Source organism: Zhongshania marina, from assembly GCF_002915595.1.
Taxonomy (GTDB): Bacteria; Pseudomonadota; Gammaproteobacteria; order Pseudomonadales; family Spongiibacteraceae; genus Spongiibacter; species Spongiibacter marinus_B.
In genome coordinates this window covers 199,303-217,590 of record NZ_PQGG01000007.1, presented here as the reverse complement: position 1 = coordinate 217,590, position 18,288 = coordinate 199,303, and the positions used below count along the sequence as shown (strand labels likewise).

Sequence of the window (18,288 nt, the reverse complement as noted above, 5' to 3'; positions counted from 1 at the left end):
CCTGCTTAGTTTTTACGTTCGATGCTGAGAGTGATGTTTAGTGACTTATTAAGTAGTTCTGCTTCATCTTCTAAGTCGGCGGCAATGAGCGGGTTCATATTGAGCCAGTCCTCCGGTATCGAGAGGATTAGCTGGTCTGCTTGGGGGCTGTTAAGACTAATGGCATCGGGCAGTTTTTTGGGTTGGCGACGGCGGTAGAAAATGCAGGCAAGACGCAGTATGCAGATTAGTGGCCAGTCGGCGGTAATGCCGTAGGTTTGTGTGCTTGGTTGCTTAGGTTTGCGACGATGATTGGCGACTAAAAAGCTAAGGCGCGCTTGCTCCTGTCGAGAGAATCCTGGCATGTCGGCATTACCAAGAATGTAGGCGCCGTGTTTGTGGTAGCCGCCGTGGGCGATGGCGAGGCCGAGTTCGTGTAGTTGCGCTGCCCAGCGCAACAGGGCTTCTGCCTCTTGTTCTGGTGTGCTTAGGTGTTGGGTGACGGCGGGTAAAAGGCGTGTACATAGTTCTGCTATGCGATCGCCTTGGGCGCCGTCGATGCCGTATTGAATAATAAATTGTTTGATCGTGTCTTCGCGTTTGTCGCGATGGTGCAGGCGACCGGCAAGGTCGTGAACAATACCTTCGCGAATGGCGTAGGCAGAAACGTGTAAGCCCTGCATGTCTAGCTCTTGGAAAAGTGCGTAGAGCACGGCAAAGCCGCCTACGAAAACTTCTTTGCGGTCATCGCTGAGGCCGGGGATATTTAGGTTACGGCTGTTGTCTGTAGCTATTACTTGGTCTTTGAGCTTTTCTAGGCCGTCGGCCGAGATATAACCGGCTTCGCTGAATTGCTGTTCTGCCAGTATTTTGCCGATGCTACGGATGGTACCTGAGGAGCCAACGGCTTCGTCCCATTGGGCGCGGAAGGGTTCAACGTAGGGGCCTATCATTTGTCTTGCGGCGTTAACTGCTTTTTTAAAGGCTTTTTCGCTGATGTCGCCATTTTTAAAATAGCGCATGCTAAAGCTCACGCAGCCCATTGGTAGGCTTTCTAATTGGCGCGGTGTGTTGGTGCCAATGACGAGTTCGGTTGATCCTCCGCCAATGTCGATGACCAAGCGGCGCTGCTTTTCTGGTGCAAAATCATTGGCGACGCCGAGGTAGACGAGGCGGGCCTCTTCTGTGCCAGAGATGATGTTAATGGGCAGGCCAAGCACGGTTTCGGCTTTCGCCATAAACTCGTTGGCATTTGTTGCTGCGCGAAGAGTGTTGGTGCCGACAACGCGAATTTGCCGGCGGGGCACGCCGCGCAGGCGATCTGCCATTTTGGCGAGGCTTTCTAGGGCGCGTTCTTGCGCGGTGTCGCTTAGGCGGCCGTCATCGTCTAAACCGGCGGCTAGTCTAACCATGTCTTTATGGCGATCTATGACGCGGAGTTTATCTTCATGGAAGCTAGCAATAAGTAGGTGGAAGCTATTGGAGCCCAGGTCGAGGGCCGCGTAAGAGTCACTATTTTGAGCCATTGTAATAAAAATTCCTTGGTGAGGGTTTAGTGTATCGGCTGGACAGAGCAAAATCGACTGCTTAAATGTGTCATATTAATGACATCATTCTTTATTAAGCTGGCGTGTAGTTTTTATTACACTTTTAAGAAATGGGATTGGTGATGAGCGGGCAGAGCGAAGGAACGGCGTGGATTGCTAAAGAATTGAGTTGGCTCTCTTTTAATGAGCGGGTACTGCAAGAGGCTGCAGACCCAGAGGTGCCGGTGATACAGCGGATTCGCTATCTTGGTATTTTCTCAAATAACCTCGACGAATTTTTCCGAGTACGGGTGGCGGATGTGCGGCGTCTTGCGGCGTTTTCACCGCCGTCTAAGCAGGAGGAGTATAAGGCGCTATTGGAGGAAATTCGCCAATCTGTTCTTAAGTTGCAGCATCGCTTTGATGCCATGTACCGAGAAAACTTAAAAGAGCTGCAGCGCCGCAAGATATACTTAATTAATGAGCGCCAGTTAGACGAGACGCAAACGGCATTTGTGCGGGGCTACTTCCATTCACATATTCAGCAGGAGTTGGTGCCGATTGTATTGGATGATGCGAACCCCATTCCCGAATTAAATGATGCCTCGATTTATTTGGCCATAAAGCTGAGTAGCGAACAGCAGACGCGTTTCGCGCTGCTAGAAATTCCCACTACGAGACTAGACCGTTTCATCCGTATTCCCGGCCGTAAGGGCAAGCGCGGCAAGGTTCTTATTGCTTTAGAGAACATGATTCGGGTGTGTTTGCCTGAGGTTTTTCGCGGTATTTTTCCGATGGATGAGGCCTCCGCTTACACCATAAAACTTACCCGCGATGCGGACTTGGAACTAGGTGAAGAGGTCACGCACACCTTTGTAGAAAAAATGACGCAGAGCTTAAAGCGCCGCAAAAAAGGTGATCCGGTTCGCTTTGTGTACGACAGTGCCATGCCCAATGACTTGCTGGATTATTTGGTCAGGCGTTTAGGTTTGGGTCGCTTGGACTCTATGATTCCCGGTGGCCGCTATCATAACTCAAAGGATTTTATGCGCTTCCCAAATTTGGGCCCTGCGTATTTAGATAATAAGCAGCTACCGGTAATCCCTGTGCCGGCTATTGATAAGGCGCAAAATATTTTAAGTTGCCTGCGCGAGCAGGATGTTTTATTGCATTACCCTTACCACAGTTTTAATTACCTCACTGATCTGCTTAAAACTGCCGCGATTGATCCTGCGGTTAAAAGCATTAAGGCCAGCCTTTATCGGGTGGCTTCTAACTCCCATGTGGTCGATGCCTTGCTAAATGCGGTGGCGAATCACAAAGAAGTGACGGTGGTGGTTGAGTTGCAAGCACGCTTTGACGAAGAGGCAAATATTGCCTTGTCGCAACGTCTTACCGATGGTGGTGTGAATGTGATTCTGGGAGTGCCTGGTTTAAAAGTGCACAGTAAATTGATTTCTATTGTGCGTCAGGAAGGCAGTGTTCAAAAATATTATTCGCATATTGGTACCGGAAATTTCAACGAAAAAACCGCGACGGTATACACCGACTTTAGCTTGCTCACCTATGATCAGGCGCTTGGTGACGAGGTTGCCAAGGTTTTTGATTTTATTGCCTACAACTATAAGCGACACGAATTTAAGCATCTTGGCGTGTCGCCTTTAAATAGTCGTGAGCGCTTGCTGGCCTTGGTCGAACATGAAATACGGCAGGGAAGTAAGGGGCGGGAGTGCGGTATAACGCTGAAGTGCAATAATTTGGTCGACCGTGAATTGATCGATAAATTATACGAGGCGAGTTCGGCGGGTGTGCCGGTAAGGTTGATTGTACGCGGTATGTGTTCTTTGGTGCCTGGGGTAAAAGGCCTAAGTGAAAATATTGAAGCCATAAGTATTGTGGATGGTTTTTTGGAGCATCCACGGATTTATGTTTTTCATAATAGCGGCGAACCGCGTTATTTTATTTCGTCGGCAGATTTGATGACGCGCAATATCGACTTCCGAGTGGAAGTAACCTGCCCGATATACAGCAAACCCTTGCAGGAAACCCTGCAGGCTATTATTGATTTGCAGTGGGCTGATAACGTAAAAGCGCGAATTATTGACGCCTCGCAAAGCAATACATTTAGACCAAGAAAGAAGAGTTCAGCGAAAGTTCGCTCGCAATTACTGACTCATAAATATTTGAGCACGGGTAAATTGCCGCGCATGGCGAAGTTGGACTACAGGTCTAGATTGAAGCTTAAAGCGGTAAAGTCGAAAGCCAAAAAATAATATTTACTGAGAAATAATCAGTAATTCGCCGCTTAGCTTTTTGGGGGTGCTGATCTCTCTGGTGATGAGTTCAGCGCCAAAGGCTTTTTGGCAGCGCTTGGCTAATTTATGGAAAGGCGGGCGCCCCGGATCGGCGATAATAATGGTGCCGACACCGGCTTCGCGGGCGGCTTCGATTGCAGAGAATAGTGGCTTTACTAAATTGTCCCAAAAGCAGATATCACCGCCTAGCATGTGGCTATGACCTTTTAGGTCAGCGGCTTTTAGGTGTTCGTAACGCGCTGTGCGGGTGGTGATTTTAACGTCGTTTAGTAGGGCGTGGGCGTCGAGATAGGGAAACACGTGTTCGTCGGCGTCTACCGCTGTAACTTTTGCTTTAAAGTGCTGGGCACAGGAAATTCCTAAAATTCCCCAGCCGCAGCCAATTTCAGTTATTTTCGATTTCTTCTTAGGCGGGTTTTCCAGCAAGTAATCCATGATCAAAAATGACGAGCCCCAAACTTGGTAGCCATGAATTTCCGGCCCTGGCAGGGCGTTTTGCATGCGGCGAATAAGTTTGTGATTTTTTTTGAGGATGAGTACGTCGTTAACAATGCTGATATCTTTTAATGCCGAGTGCGCGGTCATTGTCGGTGATTATCCTTTGTCGCAGTGTGCGAATTAACGAAATTGCTTGGGGCGAATAATGTCGGTAAGTTTCGCGCTATCGGCTCGGAGTTGATCCCAGTATTCAATGTTAATTTCTAATTCCATGAAGGTGCATGTGCCAACATGACCTAGCTTGCCATCGTATAAATAGTTGGCGAGTTCGGCTAGGGCGGGGTTGTGTCCGATTACCACGGCGCTGTCTTGGGATTGCGGAAGTTCTTTTAACCATGCGAGCAATTTTGCTGCTTCGAAGGTGTATACCGCGTTTTCATGGATAATCTCGGCATCGTCAAACACATCAGAGTCACCTTGAAAGCGCTTGAGTGTTTCTTGCGCGCGTTTTGCGGTGCTGCAATACACGTATTTGAAACGGCGCCCGCTGCGCTGAAGTTCTGCTGCGACCAGTTGGCAGTCCCGTTTACCCCGCTTGGTGATCGGGCGATCTGCGTCCGTTAGTTGATCATCATTCCAGTCGGATTTAGCGTGACGCAGTAAATAGAGAGTTTTCATGGTCGAGTGGCGTTTAGCTCGTCTTAGTTATGATCGCGCACAATGCGCATTTTTTGTCGTTCCCAATCACGGTTTTTCTCGGTTTCACGTTTGTCGTGATCTTGCTTGCCCTTGGCCAAACAAATTTCCGCTTTAATTAAGTGCTTTTTCCAGTACAGCGCCGTGCATACACAGGTGTAGCCTTTTTGCTGAACGGCCTCCTGTAGTTTGCTGAGTTCTTTGGCATGTAGCAAGAGTTTGCGGGTGCGGGTTGGGTCTGTCACGTAATGCGTCGACACGCTGAGTAGGGGCGTGATATTGCAGCCAAGCAGAAACGCCTCGCCATCTTTTAAGATGACATAGGTGTCCGTAATTTGAATTTTGCCTTGGCGAAGACTTTTGACCTCCCAGCCGCGAAGCACAATGCCGGCTTCAAATTTGTCGGTGAGGCTGTAGTCGTGACGCGCCTTTTTGTTTTGGGCGATCGTGCCGCTGGTGTTTTTTGATTTGTTTTTGCTCATGGGGGCGATTATAGAGGGAGTTGCTGGCAAAACCTATTGGGCTCAGGTAAAAAGACGTCTGCTTTGCTGAAATTGATGTTGCCGACGTATGGCTTTACAAAAAAGAAAAATACAGGGAATTTGGTCTAGCCGTTGGACTTTCCTTGCTGCCGCCACTGGATTGGTGGTGAGTCTGGGGAATTTCTGGAGGACACCACAGGAGCTCGGTCAAAATGGCGGTGGTGCCTATCTTATTGCCTATATAGCCTGTTTGTTTCTTATTATGTTGCCCATTGCGGTTGCCGAGGTGCGTATTGCTGTGCGCGCCCGCGGTAACCCCGTGCATGCCATTGACCAGTTAGCGCATTATTCCAAGGCCAGCAAATACTGGTCATTAGTCACCCAGTTCGCCTGTGTCGCGGCATTATTATTGGCTGCAATTTATTCGGTCGTGTCCGGCTGGCTATTAGCCTATGTGAGTAAAATGGCGCTCGGCACGCTAGAGGCGGCCAGTTTGGATGTTGTCGCCAAGGAGTTTCAAGGCTTATTAGCAAGCGCAGATCTTATGAGCTTGTGGCAGCAGATATTTTTGGTCATGGCCGTTGCCCTGTCAGCCTTGAATGTTGTGAAGGGCATGGCTGCGGTGCTGCGGATTGTGTTGCCGGTGCTATTGCTCGTCTTGCTGGGGCTGCTTTATTACGGCTATGCGTTGGGGGATTTTCCTTCGGCGCTAAGTTGGATGTTTGATATGCGGCTAGAAGACTTAACGTGGCGGGGTGGCTTTTCGGCTTTGCAGCACGCATTTTATACGCTAAGTATTGGCACTGGCGCCTTGATGGCCTACGGGGCGTATTTTCCCTCGGGGCGTTCGGTGAGTCGTCAGCTTATTGCTTTGGCGGTATTTGATACGGCGGTGTTGATTATTGCCGGTGTGGCAATTTTAGCGCTGGTGTTTGATCAGCATATTGTCTCTGGTTCGGGTCATGCGCTGCTATTTATCAGTCTGCCTTTTTCCTTTGGCAATCTTGTGTTTGGCGACATTGCTGGCACAGCCTTCTATTTATTGTTATTTATTTTGTCATTAACCACGGTGGTTGCCTTGATGGAACCGGTGGTAGCGTATTTGGTAGAGCGCTGGGCGGTACAGCGTTGGTTGGCGGCGTTGATGGTGGGTGGCCTGGTATTTGTACTGGGTGATTTGTCGATATCGTCAATGATGCCAGATACCGGCTTGCACTGGTTTTCCCGCAGTTTTATGGAGTGGCTAGATATTTTAGCGGCCAATGTTTTTCTGCCAATGTGCGTATTTGGCTTTGTGTTATTTGCCGCTTGGCGAGTGCCGAAATCGGTGTATGGTGTGCGAGATGGCTGGTTTGAAGGGGCATTTTTTTGGCTTTGGCAGGCCTTGTTGCGGTATATTGCGCCGCCAGCTGTGTTGGCTGTGTTAATCATTGGCTTGTATTTGCGTGTTAGCAGTTGAGTTTTGATATTGAGAAAAGGCCCTAACACGCTGGAATGATTCGGAACCCCGTATGAACGAGATTCGCCGTAGCGCCTTGCTGCCGTATTCTGCTGACGCTATTTATCAGTTAATAAACGACGTTGAAGCCTATCCGCAATATATGGAGGGCTGTGTTGGTGCCGAGATATTAGCGTGGACGGAAGATTCTATGGACGCGCGTTTAGATTTGTCCCGTGCGGGTATTCGTCTCAGCTTTGTTACGCGCAACACTTTAACGCCAAGCCGCAGTGTGCGCTTGAAATTAATAGACGGCCCGTTCGAGAATCTCACTGGTGAGTGGTCCTTACTAGCGCTGGGGGCCGATGCATGCAAGGTAAGCCTGCATTTGCAGTTTGCCCTGACAAATAGTGTTGTTGGCGTGGCAACGCGGCAGCTGTTTAACTCAGTTGCCAATAATTTAGTTGATGCCCTTGTTAAGAGAGCGAATGAGCAATATGGAAAATAATACTAATACTATTCATGTTGAGGTGGCCTACGCCCTGCCTGATAGGCAGCGTATTGTGGCCTTGGAAGTGCCCGAAGGTTGTACCGTGCGGGCTGCCGTTATGCAATCTGCATTAGATAAGCAGTTCCCAGATTTAGACTTAGCGACCGCAGACCTTGGTATTTTTGGCAAATCGGTCAGTGCGCCAGACGCGCAGGCGTTAAAGAATGGCGAGCGCGTTGAAATTTATCGGCCTCTCATTGCAGACCCAAAAGAGGTTCGCAAGCAGCGGGCCGCAAAAGTGAAGGCCCGCAAAGACGCCAAATAATTATTCGGTGTCGCTGCTTACCGGTTCCGCTGGCGCCGTTTCTGCACTTGGCTTAATGTCGGTGGTGAATTCGGCGAGTTTGCCGTCAACAAACTTCACCGTCAGTTGGTGACGCTCTTTTTTGTCATTATTGCGATCGTCTAGTGTATAAACATAGTCCCAGCGATCTGGATTGAAGGTGTCGCGCACCAGAGGTGTGCCCATGACGTATTCAACCTGACTGCGGGTCATGCCGATTTTTAGCTGATCTACCATTTCTTGGGTAATTATATTGCCCTGGTCAATGGGCAAACGGTAAACACCAGGAAATTCCAAAGAGCTGCAGGCGGCCAAAGAGACGAGTAGGCAGGCTGTGGCAAGTTGTCTATACATGCTAAGGGTTCCAATCGCTTATAGAGGCGTGGGATAATAGCGCAAACCCAATCGCAACGCTAAGGTCCAAGGCATATGTCTATAGAAAATCAAGAGCTTCGTAAAGCGGGTCTCAAAGTTACTCTGCCAAGAGTTAAGATTTTACAGTTGCTGGAACAAGCTGAGACCGAGAATCAACACTTCAGCGCAGAAGATGTGTATCGCGCTTTAATGGAGTCTGGCGAAGATGTGGGTTTAGCTACCGTTTACCGTGTCTTAACCCAGTTCGAAGCGGCAGGCTTAGTGACTCGGCATAATTTTGAAACCGGCCACTCAGTATTTGAATTAGAAAAAGGTGATCACCACGATCATATTGTGTGTATGGAAACCGGTGACGTTATTGAGTTTTTTGACGAGGTAATCGAATCCCGTCAGCGCCAATTAGTGGCTGAACGCGGCTATGAGTTAGTTGATCACAGCTTGGTATTGTATGTGAGGCCGAAGAAAGGCTAGGGATTAGTCTGATGTCGGGCGTCGGAGGTCTGACGGAAAACCCGTGTCGATGTTGATGTAGCATTGCAGCTGCATTTCAATTGCTCCGACTTCCGACTTCCGACTTCCGACTTCCGACTTCCGGCGAACCTAATGCCTTATCCCCAGCATTTCCCGCGCGTGCGCCAAGGTGTTCTCGGTAATCGCGATACCCCCTAGCATTCGTGCAATTTCTTCAATTTTTTGATTGTCTTCCAAGGGTTCTAGGCAGGTGGTGAGCTTGGTTTTGCTGCCGGTCTTTTTCACTCGTATGTGATGATCGCCTTGGCTGGCGACCTGCGGCTGGTGGGTGACGCACAGCACTTGGCTGCGTTTTCCTAGTGCTTTGAGGAGCTGCCCCACAATTTCTGCGGTGGCGCCACCGATGCCAACGTCAATTTCGTCGAAGACTACGGTTGGTATCGCGGCAACCTGCGCGGTAATTACCTGAATGGCTAGGCTGATGCGCGAGAGCTCGCCGCCGGAGGCAATTTTGTTCAGGGGCCCTTTGGGGCTTGTGGGGTTGGTGCTAATTAATATTTCGATTTCCTCTTGGCCGTGGCTGTGAGGTTCGTCGCTAGGCAATGGGTGCATCGCAAATTCGATTTCGCAATGCTTCATTGCCAGTGCTTGCAGCTGCTTTTCAATACCCGTTTTCATGAGCTTGGCGGCTTTAGCGCGCTTTTTGCTCAGCTCTTTGGCGTTGCTTTGGTAGGCTTTCAATGCCTCGTCCTGCATGCTGCGCAGTTGATCGATTTTCTCGTCGCTAGCATCCATAGCCTCAAGCTGGCTTTCTAGTGAGGCTTGCAGCGCCGGCAATTCATCGGCTTGTATACGGTGCTTGCGGGCAGTTTGGTAGATGGCGTCTAGTCTCGCCTCTACTTCAATGAGGCGTTCTGGGTCGAGCTCGGTGCTGTCGATAACATGTTGAAGTTCGCCGGCGGCCTCTTCAATTTGGATGCGAGCACTCTCTATAAGCTGTGCGGCATTTTCTTGGGCGCTGCTGCGGTGTTGGCTGCTTTGTAGCGATGAAAGTGCCTGATGCAAAATGCCCATGGCATTGACTTCGCCCTCGCGGCAAAGGTTGAGGCTGTGATGGTTAGCGGCCAGTATTTGCTCTGCATTCGCCAATTGTTTTTGTAGGTCCTCGAGTTCTTCAAGCTCGCCCGCTTTCAGGTTTAGGCGATGTAGTTCTTCAAGTTGATAGCGCAGTAGTTGTTCCTGCGCGTTTTGCTCGGCCAAGTTGGTCTCTAGTGTGGCCAAGGTTTTTTTGCAGTGCTGGTATTGATGGCAGTGCTCGCTGACTTGTTTGGCAAGTGCGGTGGTGCTGGCGTAGGCGTCTAGCAATTCCCGTTGATAGGGTTTTTGCAGTAGGGATTGGTGGGCATGCTGGCTGTGAATGTCGATGAGTAGGCTGCCTAGCCCCCGAACATCTTGCAGTGTTGCGGGTTGGCCATTGATGTAGGCGCGAGAGCGGCCATCTGCGGTAATGACGCGCCTTAACATGCACTCATTGCTGTCGTCTAAATCGCGCTCCTTCAGCCAGTCGTGGGCTGCGGGGATGGCGCTGATGTCGAATAGTGCGTGAATATCGGCGCGATCAGCACCGCTGCGCACAATATTGCTGTCGGCGCGGTCGCCGAGGGCAAGCCCAAGCGCATCTAGCATGATGGACTTACCGGCGCCGGTTTCGCCGGTAAGCACGGTCATGCCGGTTTTGAGTTCAATGTCTAGGTGTTCGGTAATGGCGTAATTGCTGATATTGAGATTGCTCAGCATAGTGTTCTCTCACGGTTGTGAAAATTTTGTCTGTATATTTATACAGTAAAATACTGCTGCTGGTGTTAGTCGTCAATTGCCTGACGTAAAAATATTTCTCATTGCCTTGAATTATTTGCGCTGAGCCCCATAAATGCGTCAACGCGGCGAATGTCCGCAAGACCAAATACGTGTACGGAGATTGGATACGTGGCAGAGGAACAAGACAAGGCAGCAATGCAGGAAGAGGAGCTTCAGGCTGAGGAACTGCAGCAAGACGGTGACGTTGAGCTGAGTGGCGACGTAGAGCCCAGTTTGGAAGAGCAGCTTGAGGCGGCCAAGCAGGCTGTGGCAGATGCGCAGGAGCAGGCATTGCGCGCTGCCGCGGAGGCGCAGAATAGTCGTCGGCGCGCAGAGAAAGACGCCGAGAATGCGCGTAAGTTCGCACTGGAAAAATTTGCGGGCGATATGCTGCCGGTTGTCGACAACCTCGATCGCGCATTGGCTTCTGCTGATATTACTGATGAGGCCCTAAAGCCGATATTAGAAGGTGTTGAGTTAACTCGTAAAACATTGGTTGACGCCTTGGCGCGCCACAATGTTGAGCAGCTAAACCCTGTTGGCGAACCATTCAATCCAGAGTATCACGAGGCGATGGCAATGGTGCCTAACCCTGATGCCGAGCCGAATTCGGTCATGGACGTTATGCAAAAGGGTTACACACTAAACGGTCGCTTGCTGCGTGCGGCAATGGTCGTGATTGCTAAGGCGCCATAGTAATTGTAGTAAAAATGGCCTATGCCCACTTGAAATGTGTGGATTAGGGCCAATATCTGTCAACAAGACAAAGAATTTCGCCGGAAGTGGCGACAGTTATTAAGTGGAGAATCATCATGGGTAAAATTATTGGTATTGACTTGGGTACCACTAACTCTTGCGTAGCTGTAATGGATGGCGACAAGGTTAAGGTAATTGAAAATTCAGAAGGTACGCGCACTACCCCTTCGATTGTTGCGTACACCGATGATAAAGAAATTTTGGTTGGTCAGAGCGCTAAGCGTCAGGCGGTGACTAACCCGCATAATACTCTTTATGCCGTTAAGCGTTTGATTGGTCGTCGCTTTGAAGACGATGTTGTGCAAAAAGATATCAAAATGGTGCCTTACGGCATTTGCAAAGCCGACAATGGCGACGCATGGGTTGAGGTTAAGGGTGAGAAATTAGCACCGCCACAAATCTCTGCTGAAGTGCTTAAGAAAATGAAGAAAACCGCTGAAGACTACTTGGGTGAAAAGGTCACCGAAGCGGTTATCACGGTACCTGCTTACTTTAATGACTCTCAGCGTCAAGCTACCAAAGATGCTGGCCGCATTGCTGGTCTAGAAGTAAAACGTATTATTAACGAGCCTACTGCGGCGGCATTGGCTTATGGAATGGACAAGGCCAAAGGCGATCGCACTGTTGCGGTATATGACCTTGGTGGCGGTACTTTCGATATCTCTATTATCGAAATCGCAGAGGTTGATGGCGAGCACCAGTTTGAAGTGCTGTCGACTAACGGCGACACCTTCTTAGGTGGTGAAGATTTCGATATGCGCCTGATTGATTATTTGGCGGAAGAGTTTAAGAAAGAAAACAGCATCGACTTAAAGGGCGATTCTCTAGCGGTTCAGCGTCTGAAAGAAGCGGCTGAAAAGGCTAAGATCGAGCTGTCTTCTAGTCAGCAAACTGAGATTAATCTGCCATACATTACGGCCGACGCTACTGGTCCTAAGCATTTGGTTGTAAAACTGAGCCGTGCGAAGTTGGAGTCTTTGGTTGCTGATTTGGTTGCTCGTTCACTTGAGCCAATGAAAGTAGCACTGAAAGATGCTGGTTTGTCAGCCTCAGAAGTTGATGAAATTATTTTGGTAGGTGGTCAGACTCGTATGCCTTTGGTGCAAACCAAGGTAACTGAGTTCTTTGGTAAAGAAGCGCGCCGCGATGTAAACCCTGATGAAGCGGTAGCAATGGGTGCAGCATTGCAAGGCGCGGTACTGTCTGGCGAAGTGAAAGACGTATTGCTGCTAGACGTTACCCCATTGAGCTTGGGTATCGAGACTATGGGTGGTGTTGCTACACCATTGATCGAGAAAAACACCACGATTCCTACTAAGAAATCTCAGGTGTTCTCAACAGCAGACGACAACCAAACTGCGGTAACGATTCACGTTGTACAGGGTGAGCGTAAGCAGGCGTCGGCGAACAAGTCGCTAGGTCGTTTTGACTTGGCCGATATTCCGCCAGCACCGCGCGGCTTGCCACAAATCGAAGTTACCTTCGATATTGATGCCAACGGTATTTTGCATGTATCTGCTAAAGACAAGGCAACGGGCAAAGAGCAGTCTATCCGCATTACCGCTTCTAGTGGTTTGAATGAGGAAGAGATCGAACAAATGGTGCGCGATGCTGAGGCAAATGCTGAAGCTGATAAGAAGTTTGAGGCTTTGGTAACTGCTCGCAACACTGCAGAAGGCTTGGCGAACGCGACACGTAAAACCGTTGAAGAAGCAGGCGATAAAGCTAGCGACGAAGAAAAGGCGGCAATCGAAGCTGCGTTGGCTGAAGTCGATGAGGCGGTTAAAGGTGACGACGTCGAGAAAATCGAAGAAGCCACTAAGAAGTTAACCGAAGCGTCAGGCAGCTTGGCACAAAAAATGTACGCTGAACAAGCGGCGCAAGCAGAAGCGGCTGGTGGTGCAGAGCAGCAACAAGCCGGCGGTGATGATGTGGTCGATGCTGAGTTTGAAGAAGTAAAAGACGACGACAAGAAGTAAGCTCGACGCGGGGCTTGCCTCGCTTGGGTGAAACGCTGGACGGGAGACGGAAGACGCAAAGGCCAAGGTCAGCGTGTTTTGCGATCTCCCGTTTGGCATGAGGGGTAGAACCATTTATAGGGGTAGTGGGTGGCGCTTAAATGAGGCCTCCTGTTCCCGTCTAGCGTGAAGCGAAGCTATGTCAAAACGAGATTATTACGAAATTCTGGGTGTGTCGCGAGACACTGACAGTAAGGAAATTAAAAAAGCCTACCGTCGTATCGCGATGAAAAATCATCCCGATCGCAATCCCGATGACCCGAAGGCTGAGGATATTTTTAAAGAGGCAACCGAAGCCTACGAAGTGCTGTCTGACGACGACAAGCGCGCGGCCTACGATCGCTTTGGTCATGAGGGTGTTAATGCCGGCGCCGGTGGTGGCGGTGGCGCAGGTGGGTTTAGCGACATCTTTGGTGATGTATTTGGCGATATTTTTGGTGGCGGTGGTGGCGGGCGCCAGCGCGGCCCTCAGCGTGGTTCAGATCTACGCTACACCCTAGAAATTGACTTAGAGCAGGCGGTTCACGGCTCAACAGCTAAAATTCGCATCCCAACCTTGGTGGCGTGTAAGCCATGCGATGGCAGCGGGGCGAAGAAGGGCAGCAAGCCCATCACCTGTAATACCTGTAACGGTGTTGGTCAGGTGCGTATGCAGCAGGGCTTTTTCGCTGTGCAGCAGGCTTGTCCAAATTGTCGCGGCAAGGGCACAATTATCTCTGACCCGTGTACAGAGTGCCGTGGCCAAGGTTTGGTTGAAGAAACCAAAACCCTATCGGTCAAGGTGCCTGCGGGTGTCGATACCGGCGACCGTATTCGTTTAACCGGTGAGGGTGAGGCGAGTCCTAATGGTGGTCCAACTGGCGATTTGTACGTGCAGATGTCGGTGCGCCCACATCCCATCTTTAAACGCGATGGTAAGAATTTGCACTGTGATGTACCCATTAGCTTTGCTGATGCAGCTTTGGGTGGCGAGCTTGATGTACCGACCTTGGAGGGTCGCGTAAAACTAAAAATTCCAGCAGAAACCCAAACTGGAAAATCGTTCCGCTTGCGTGGCAAGGGTATTACGCCGGTTCGCGGTGGTAGCACGGGTGACTTAATCTGCAGGGTAACCTTGGAAACGCCAGTGTCACTCACAAAGCGTCAAAAAGAGTTGTTGCAAGAATTTCAGGCCAGTATGGAAGGTGATGACAAACAGTCACCGCGAAAAAAAACATGGTTTGACGGTGTAAAAACTTTTTTTGATGATATGAAGCTTTAATTTTTAGCGCTTTTGATGACTGGGTTTGGCCGTTTGGCTGAATCCAGTCTCGACTTCCCCCGCTTTTTTCTCCATTCTTGGCTGCATGTCTTCGCAATGGCATGGCGGCTGTGCGTTATATCCTGTTTAGGTGTAACTCACTGCCCAGTGGTATTTTGAATTAGGGCGTCTTAATAATGGATAAAACCCTCAATAAATTCGTGGCCGACTACTTGTGGTCAGAAAAAGTCGTTCATTACAGTCCCTGGCGACAAAAGCTGATTGGCGCACTGCGTCTGCTCTATGTGGTGATCGATGATTTAACCAAGGGTGAGTTAACGCTGCGAGCAATGAGCTTGGTCTACACCACCTTATTGTCTTTGGTGCCAATGATGGCGGTGAGTTTCTCTGTGCTCAAAGCGTTTGGCATGCATAACAAGCAGCTAGAACCCATCATGCTGCAGTTTTTGGCGCCAATGGGGGCGCAGGGCGTTGAGATTACCGACAAGATTATTGGCTTTATCGACAATGTAAAAATTGGGGTGTTGGGTACTTTTGGCGTGGCGCTATTGTTTTACACGGCAATCTCTTTGATTCAAAAAATCGAGGCCACGTTTAATTATATTTGGCGCCTTGATCAACACCGCAGCATAGGCCGGCGATTTGCTGATTACGGCAGTGTGATGCTTATTGGCCCCTTGTTGGTCTTCTCTGCAATTGGTTTGTCGGCCAGTGTTTTGAGCGGAGGTTTTGTGCAGACTATTAGTACGCACCTGCCCTTTGTTCAACATTTAATTAGCTTTGCCACCGAGGCCGCGCCGTATTTAATGATTATTGCGGCGTTCACCTTCTTCTACATGTTTATTCCCAATACCCGAGTCACGGTTCGCGCAGGCTTGGTCGCGGGGGTGGTGTCGGGTGTGCTGTTTCAGAGTTTGGGCTGGGGTTTTGGTAGTGTGGTGGTGTCTGCCAGTGGCAGCGGTACTTACGCAATTTACTCTGGTTTTGCGATTTTGATTTTGTTCATGATGTGGATGTACATCAGCTGGTTGATTCTCTTGGTGGGCAGCAGTGTTGCATTTTATGTGCAGCACCCCGAATATATCGCGCCGATTCGTCGCAGTGGTGATTTAAGTATTCGTCAGCGCGAAACCTTGGCTTTACAGGTAATGGCAATTATTGCTCAGCGCTATTACCAGTCGCGCAAGCCGTTTTCGGCAAGTGATTTTGTCTACCGTTTGCGGGTGCAGATACAAGGTGTAACAAGGGTGCTGCGAGCTTTAAAGCAAGCGGGCTTGGTGACAGAAAACAATGAAGATCCGCCGCGTTATTTGCCAAATGCACCTTTAGAGCAAACGTCTTTAAAGACGGTTATTGATGCGGTACGTAGCGATGGTACAGTGCCGATGATTGCGCTGCGGGTGCCGCGCAAACCGGTGCAAGGTGTGGCAGAAGTGACGGCGGCAATTGACGCCGCATTAGATGCAGCTTTGGCGTCGACAACCGTACGGGATATGGCTATTGGCGGGGTGGATGCTGGCGGCGCAGAGGATGGGGTTGATTCTGGCAGCGACATCGTCGACGAGAAATAAAGACAGATTATTAAATAGTGGAAAGTGTTATGACAGTTCGGATAGCAGTAACGGGTGCCGCAGGGCGAATGGGTCGAATTTTGATTGAAGCGGTGTCGCAAAATGACGCCTGCGAGTTAACGGCGGCCATTGAGCGTCCTGAAAGCTCTCTGATCGGCGCGGACGCGGGTGAGCTGGCGGGCTTGGGTAAAAATGGCGTTGTCATTGTTGGTGATGTCAATTCGGTAATAAATGATTTTGATGTGCTGATCGACTTTACCGTGCCGGCGGCAACGCTGGCCAATGCCAAGGCCTGCGGCGCGGCGGGTAAGGGGATGGTGATTGGTACGACCGGCTTTAATGCCGAACAAAAGAAAGAGCTAGATGCGGCGATTGCGCCTATTGCAATTTGTCAGGCCTCGAACTTCAGTACCGGTGTTAATTTGTGCTTTAAGTTGCTGGATATGGCGGCGCGGGTGCTCGGTGACGATGTTGATATCGAGATTGTTGAGGCTCATCACCGTCATAAGATCGATGCACCCTCAGGTACGGCCTTGAGTATGGGGCAGGTGGTTGCCGATGCTCTAGGGCGAGATTTAGAAAAAGTGGCGGTTTATGGTCGAGAGGGCCAAACCGGTGCGCGGGATCGCGAAACCATTGGTTTTGCAACTGTGCGGGCGGGGGATATTGTTGGCGACCACACCGTGATGTTCTGTGCTGACGGTGAGCGAGTTGAGATTACCCACAAAGCCAGTTCGCGTATGTCCTTTGCGCGCGGCGCTGTGCGTGCGGCGGCATGGGTGAGCGCTCAGGCTGCAGGCCGCTACGATATGCAAGATGTGCTTGGGCTCAAGTAAAACAGTTACTTGCGGCTAGGAAAATCGCTTCTCAGCACGCGCCTATGTAACCTGTTTGGGCTTTAGCGGTATTTATTGCGGTGGACGCGCGGGGGGCATTTCGCGTAAAATCGCGCATCAGATTAGGGTGTCGAGCTAAATTAGCTCAGCAGCCCCGCAAAAAGCGAGGTGAGGTAATCTTCATCTCGCTTTTTTGCACGCGTATTTTCCTCTGTGGTCCCTTGGTTGTCGTTCCGGCGGTGTGTCGGCGGTGGCTCTCGGCCGCAAGTTTGATCTAGGAGGTAGTCTTGACGGTTCCAGCCATACTTGCCCTTGAAGACGGCAGCATTTTTCGGGGCATTGCCATTGGTGCCGAAGGGCATTCGGTTGGTGAGGTCGTATTTAATACGGCAATGACCGGTTACCAAGAAATATTGACCGATCCCTCATATGCTCGCCAAATCGTTACATTAACGTATCCCCATATTGGCAATACCGGTGTGAATAGCGAAGACGAAGAGGCGGAACAAATTTGGTCCGCTGGCTTGGTTATTCGCGATCTGCCAATGCTTGCATCTAGTTTCCGCAGCGAGCAAAGCTTGTCGGATTATTTAAAAGCGCGAAATATCATCGGTATAGCAGATATAGATACCCGCCGCCTAACGCGAATTTTGCGTGACAAAGGTGCTCAAGGTGGCTGTTTAATGGCTGGCGATATCGACGAAGCCAAGGCGCTGACGATGGCAAAGGAATTTGCTGGGCTCAAGGGCATGGATTTAGCCAAAGAAGTGACGACTGCCAAAAGCTACGAGTGGCGTGAGGGAAGCTGGGCGCTGGGTGCGGGCCACAAAACCTTCAGCGATGCCGAGCTGCCTTACCATGTTGTTGCCTATGACTTTGGTGTAAAGCGCAATATTCTGCGGATGTTGACGGATCGCGGCTGTCGCCTGACGGTGGTGCCTGCGCAAACCCCAGCTGCCGATGTATTGGCAATGAATCCCGACGGCGTATTCCTGTCCAATGGCCCTGGTGATCCAGAGCCCTGCGATTACGCTATCGCTGCGATTAAAGAAATTTTAACGACCGGCTTGCCAGTATTTGGTATTTGCTTGGGGCATCAGTTACTGGGCTTGGCCTCAGGTGCTAAAACTCAGAAAATGAAGTTTGGCCACCACGGCGCCAATCACCCCGTGCAAGATTTGACGACCAAGGTAGTGCATATCACCAGCCAAAACCACGGATTTGCGGTTGATGAAAGCTCCTTGCCCGACAACTTAGTGGTAAGCCACAAGTCCCTGTTTGACGGTTCCTTGCAAGGTATTCGGCGCACAGATACACCGGCGTTCGGATTTCAGGGGCACCCAGAAGCGAGCCCAGGCCCGCATGATATTGCGCCCTTGTTTAATCAGTTTGTAGATTTGATTAAAGCCTCAAAGCAGGCCTAGTAAGAAGTCCGG

The 18,288-nt window shown here is 50.2% G+C and carries 17 protein-coding genes; 11 read left to right on the top strand and 6 right to left on the bottom strand.

Annotation, left to right across the window (positions count from 1 at the left end; genetic code table 11):
* Positions 1 to 5: 5 nt before the first annotated feature.
* A complete protein-coding gene (gene ppx, locus C0068_RS03010) occupies positions 6 to 1,505 on the bottom strand; it encodes an exopolyphosphatase (RefSeq protein ID WP_103683012.1) in 1,500 nt (499 codons plus the stop codon).
* A gap of 143 nt (positions 1,506 to 1,648) precedes the next feature.
* Here ppx and ppk1 point away from each other — a divergent pair, with 143 nt between their 5' ends.
* On the top strand, positions 1,649 to 3,778 hold the full coding sequence (ppk1, locus tag C0068_RS03005) for a polyphosphate kinase 1 (protein WP_103683011.1): 2,130 nt from the start codon (positions 1,649 to 1,651) through the stop codon (positions 3,776 to 3,778).
* 3 nt (positions 3,779 to 3,781) lie between these two features.
* Here the strand turns inward: ppk1 and C0068_RS03000 are convergent, their stop codons facing one another.
* Genes C0068_RS03000 through smpB form a run of 3 tightly spaced genes read right to left on the bottom strand, consistent with a single transcriptional unit; the run spans position 3,782 to position 5,436 of the window.
* The gene (locus C0068_RS03000; protein WP_103683010.1) at positions 3,782 to 4,405 is read right to left on the bottom strand and encodes a class I SAM-dependent methyltransferase; all 624 of its coding nucleotides are present in this window, start codon (positions 4,403 to 4,405) and stop codon (positions 3,782 to 3,784) included.
* 33 nt (positions 4,406 to 4,438) lie between these two features.
* Positions 4,439 to 4,936, bottom strand: coding sequence for a SixA phosphatase family protein (locus C0068_RS02995; protein WP_103683009.1), 498 nt, complete (start codon positions 4,934 to 4,936; stop codon positions 4,439 to 4,441).
* 23 nt (positions 4,937 to 4,959) lie between these two features.
* Positions 4,960 to 5,436: an SsrA-binding protein SmpB gene (gene smpB / locus C0068_RS02990; protein ID WP_103683008.1), complete on the bottom strand. Its 477-nt coding sequence runs from the start codon at positions 5,434 to 5,436 to the stop codon at positions 4,960 to 4,962.
* Positions 5,437 to 5,524: 88 nt separating this feature from the next.
* On the opposite strand from smpB, the gene C0068_RS02985 reads away from it, so the two are divergent.
* From C0068_RS02985 to C0068_RS02975, 3 genes are read left to right on the top strand one after another with little or no spacing between them, the layout of a single operon-like run.
* On the top strand, positions 5,525 to 6,895 hold the full coding sequence (locus C0068_RS02985) for a sodium-dependent transporter (protein WP_103683007.1): 1,371 nt from the start codon (positions 5,525 to 5,527) through the stop codon (positions 6,893 to 6,895).
* Between the two features lie 52 nt (positions 6,896 to 6,947).
* The gene (locus C0068_RS02980; protein WP_103683006.1) at positions 6,948 to 7,382 is read left to right on the top strand and encodes a type II toxin-antitoxin system RatA family toxin; all 435 of its coding nucleotides are present in this window, start codon (positions 6,948 to 6,950) and stop codon (positions 7,380 to 7,382) included.
* Complete coding sequence (locus tag C0068_RS02975; protein ID WP_318261736.1) at positions 7,363 to 7,689, top strand: RnfH family protein; 327 nt, start codon at positions 7,363 to 7,365, stop codon at positions 7,687 to 7,689. The genes C0068_RS02980 and C0068_RS02975 overlap by 20 nt, the downstream gene beginning before the upstream one ends.
* Here C0068_RS02975 and C0068_RS02970 read toward each other — a convergent pair whose 3' ends face one another.
* A complete protein-coding gene (locus C0068_RS02970; protein ID WP_103683005.1) occupies positions 7,690 to 8,061 on the bottom strand; it encodes an outer membrane protein assembly factor BamE in 372 nt (123 codons plus the stop codon).
* Positions 8,062 to 8,136: 75 nt separating this feature from the next.
* Between C0068_RS02970 and fur the strand changes: the two genes are divergently transcribed.
* A complete protein-coding gene (fur, locus tag C0068_RS02965; protein ID WP_103683004.1) occupies positions 8,137 to 8,553 on the top strand; it encodes a ferric iron uptake transcriptional regulator in 417 nt (138 codons plus the stop codon).
* 129 nt (positions 8,554 to 8,682) lie between these two features.
* Here the strand turns inward: fur and recN are convergent, their stop codons facing one another.
* A complete protein-coding gene (recN, locus tag C0068_RS02960) occupies positions 8,683 to 10,350 on the bottom strand; it encodes a DNA repair protein RecN (RefSeq protein ID WP_103683003.1) in 1,668 nt (555 codons plus the stop codon).
* 189 nt (positions 10,351 to 10,539) lie between these two features.
* On the opposite strand from recN, the gene grpE reads away from it, so the two are divergent.
* The 6 genes from grpE (at position 10,540) to carA (ending at position 18,276) form a co-directional block, all read left to right on the top strand.
* Positions 10,540 to 11,106, top strand: coding sequence for a nucleotide exchange factor GrpE (gene grpE / locus C0068_RS02955; RefSeq protein WP_233208715.1), 567 nt, complete (start codon positions 10,540 to 10,542; stop codon positions 11,104 to 11,106).
* Positions 11,107 to 11,222: 116 nt separating this feature from the next.
* Positions 11,223 to 13,145, top strand: a complete 1,923-nt coding sequence (gene dnaK / locus C0068_RS02950; protein ID WP_103683001.1) for a molecular chaperone DnaK — start codon at positions 11,223 to 11,225, stop codon at positions 13,143 to 13,145.
* Between the two features lie 178 nt (positions 13,146 to 13,323).
* Entirely contained in the window at positions 13,324 to 14,445 is a 1,122-nt protein-coding gene (gene dnaJ, locus C0068_RS02945) for a molecular chaperone DnaJ (protein ID WP_103683000.1), read from the top strand.
* Positions 14,446 to 14,621: 176 nt separating this feature from the next.
* Positions 14,622 to 16,016 carry a YihY/virulence factor BrkB family protein gene (locus C0068_RS02940; RefSeq protein ID WP_103682999.1) on the top strand — a complete coding sequence of 465 codons (1,395 nt, stop codon included), beginning with the start codon at positions 14,622 to 14,624 and terminating at the stop codon, positions 16,014 to 16,016.
* Positions 16,017 to 16,045: 29 nt separating this feature from the next.
* Complete coding sequence (gene dapB / locus C0068_RS02935; RefSeq protein WP_103682998.1) at positions 16,046 to 16,852, top strand: 4-hydroxy-tetrahydrodipicolinate reductase; 807 nt, start codon at positions 16,046 to 16,048, stop codon at positions 16,850 to 16,852.
* A 287-nt stretch (positions 16,853 to 17,139) separates the two neighbouring features.
* Positions 17,140 to 18,276, top strand: a complete 1,137-nt coding sequence (gene carA / locus C0068_RS02930) for a glutamine-hydrolyzing carbamoyl-phosphate synthase small subunit (protein WP_103682997.1) — start codon at positions 17,140 to 17,142, stop codon at positions 18,274 to 18,276.
* Positions 18,277 to 18,288: the final 12 nt, after the last annotated feature.

Bases quoted from the DNA above. Each gene is read 5' to 3' on its own strand.
- ppx (WP_103683012.1), bottom strand. From the start codon at position 1,505: ATGGCTCAAAATAGTGACTCTTACGCGGCCCTCGACCTGGGCTCCAAT.
- ppk1 (WP_103683011.1), top strand. From the start codon at position 1,649: ATGAGCGGGCAGAGCGAAGGAACGGCGTGGATTGCTAAAGAATTGAGT.
- C0068_RS03000 (WP_103683010.1), bottom strand. From the start codon at position 4,405: ATGACCGCGCACTCGGCATTAAAAGATATCAGCATTGTTAACGACGTA.
- C0068_RS02995 (WP_103683009.1), bottom strand. From the start codon at position 4,936: ATGAAAACTCTCTATTTACTGCGTCACGCTAAATCCGACTGGAATGAT.
- smpB (WP_103683008.1), bottom strand. From the start codon at position 5,436: ATGAGCAAAAACAAATCAAAAAACACCAGCGGCACGATCGCCCAAAAC.
- C0068_RS02985 (WP_103683007.1), top strand. From the start codon at position 5,525: ATGGCTTTACAAAAAAGAAAAATACAGGGAATTTGGTCTAGCCGTTGG.
- C0068_RS02980 (WP_103683006.1), top strand. From the start codon at position 6,948: ATGAACGAGATTCGCCGTAGCGCCTTGCTGCCGTATTCTGCTGACGCT.
- C0068_RS02975 (WP_318261736.1), top strand. From the start codon at position 7,363: ATGAGCAATATGGAAAATAATACTAATACTATTCATGTTGAGGTGGCC.
- C0068_RS02970 (WP_103683005.1), bottom strand. From the start codon at position 8,061: ATGTATAGACAACTTGCCACAGCCTGCCTACTCGTCTCTTTGGCCGCC.
- fur (WP_103683004.1), top strand. From the start codon at position 8,137: ATGTCTATAGAAAATCAAGAGCTTCGTAAAGCGGGTCTCAAAGTTACT.
- recN (WP_103683003.1), bottom strand. From the start codon at position 10,350: ATGCTGAGCAATCTCAATATCAGCAATTACGCCATTACCGAACACCTA.
- dnaK (WP_103683001.1), top strand. From the start codon at position 11,223: ATGGGTAAAATTATTGGTATTGACTTGGGTACCACTAACTCTTGCGTA.
- dnaJ (WP_103683000.1), top strand. From the start codon at position 13,324: ATGTCAAAACGAGATTATTACGAAATTCTGGGTGTGTCGCGAGACACT.
- C0068_RS02940 (WP_103682999.1), top strand. From the start codon at position 14,622: ATGGATAAAACCCTCAATAAATTCGTGGCCGACTACTTGTGGTCAGAA.
- dapB (WP_103682998.1), top strand. From the start codon at position 16,046: ATGACAGTTCGGATAGCAGTAACGGGTGCCGCAGGGCGAATGGGTCGA.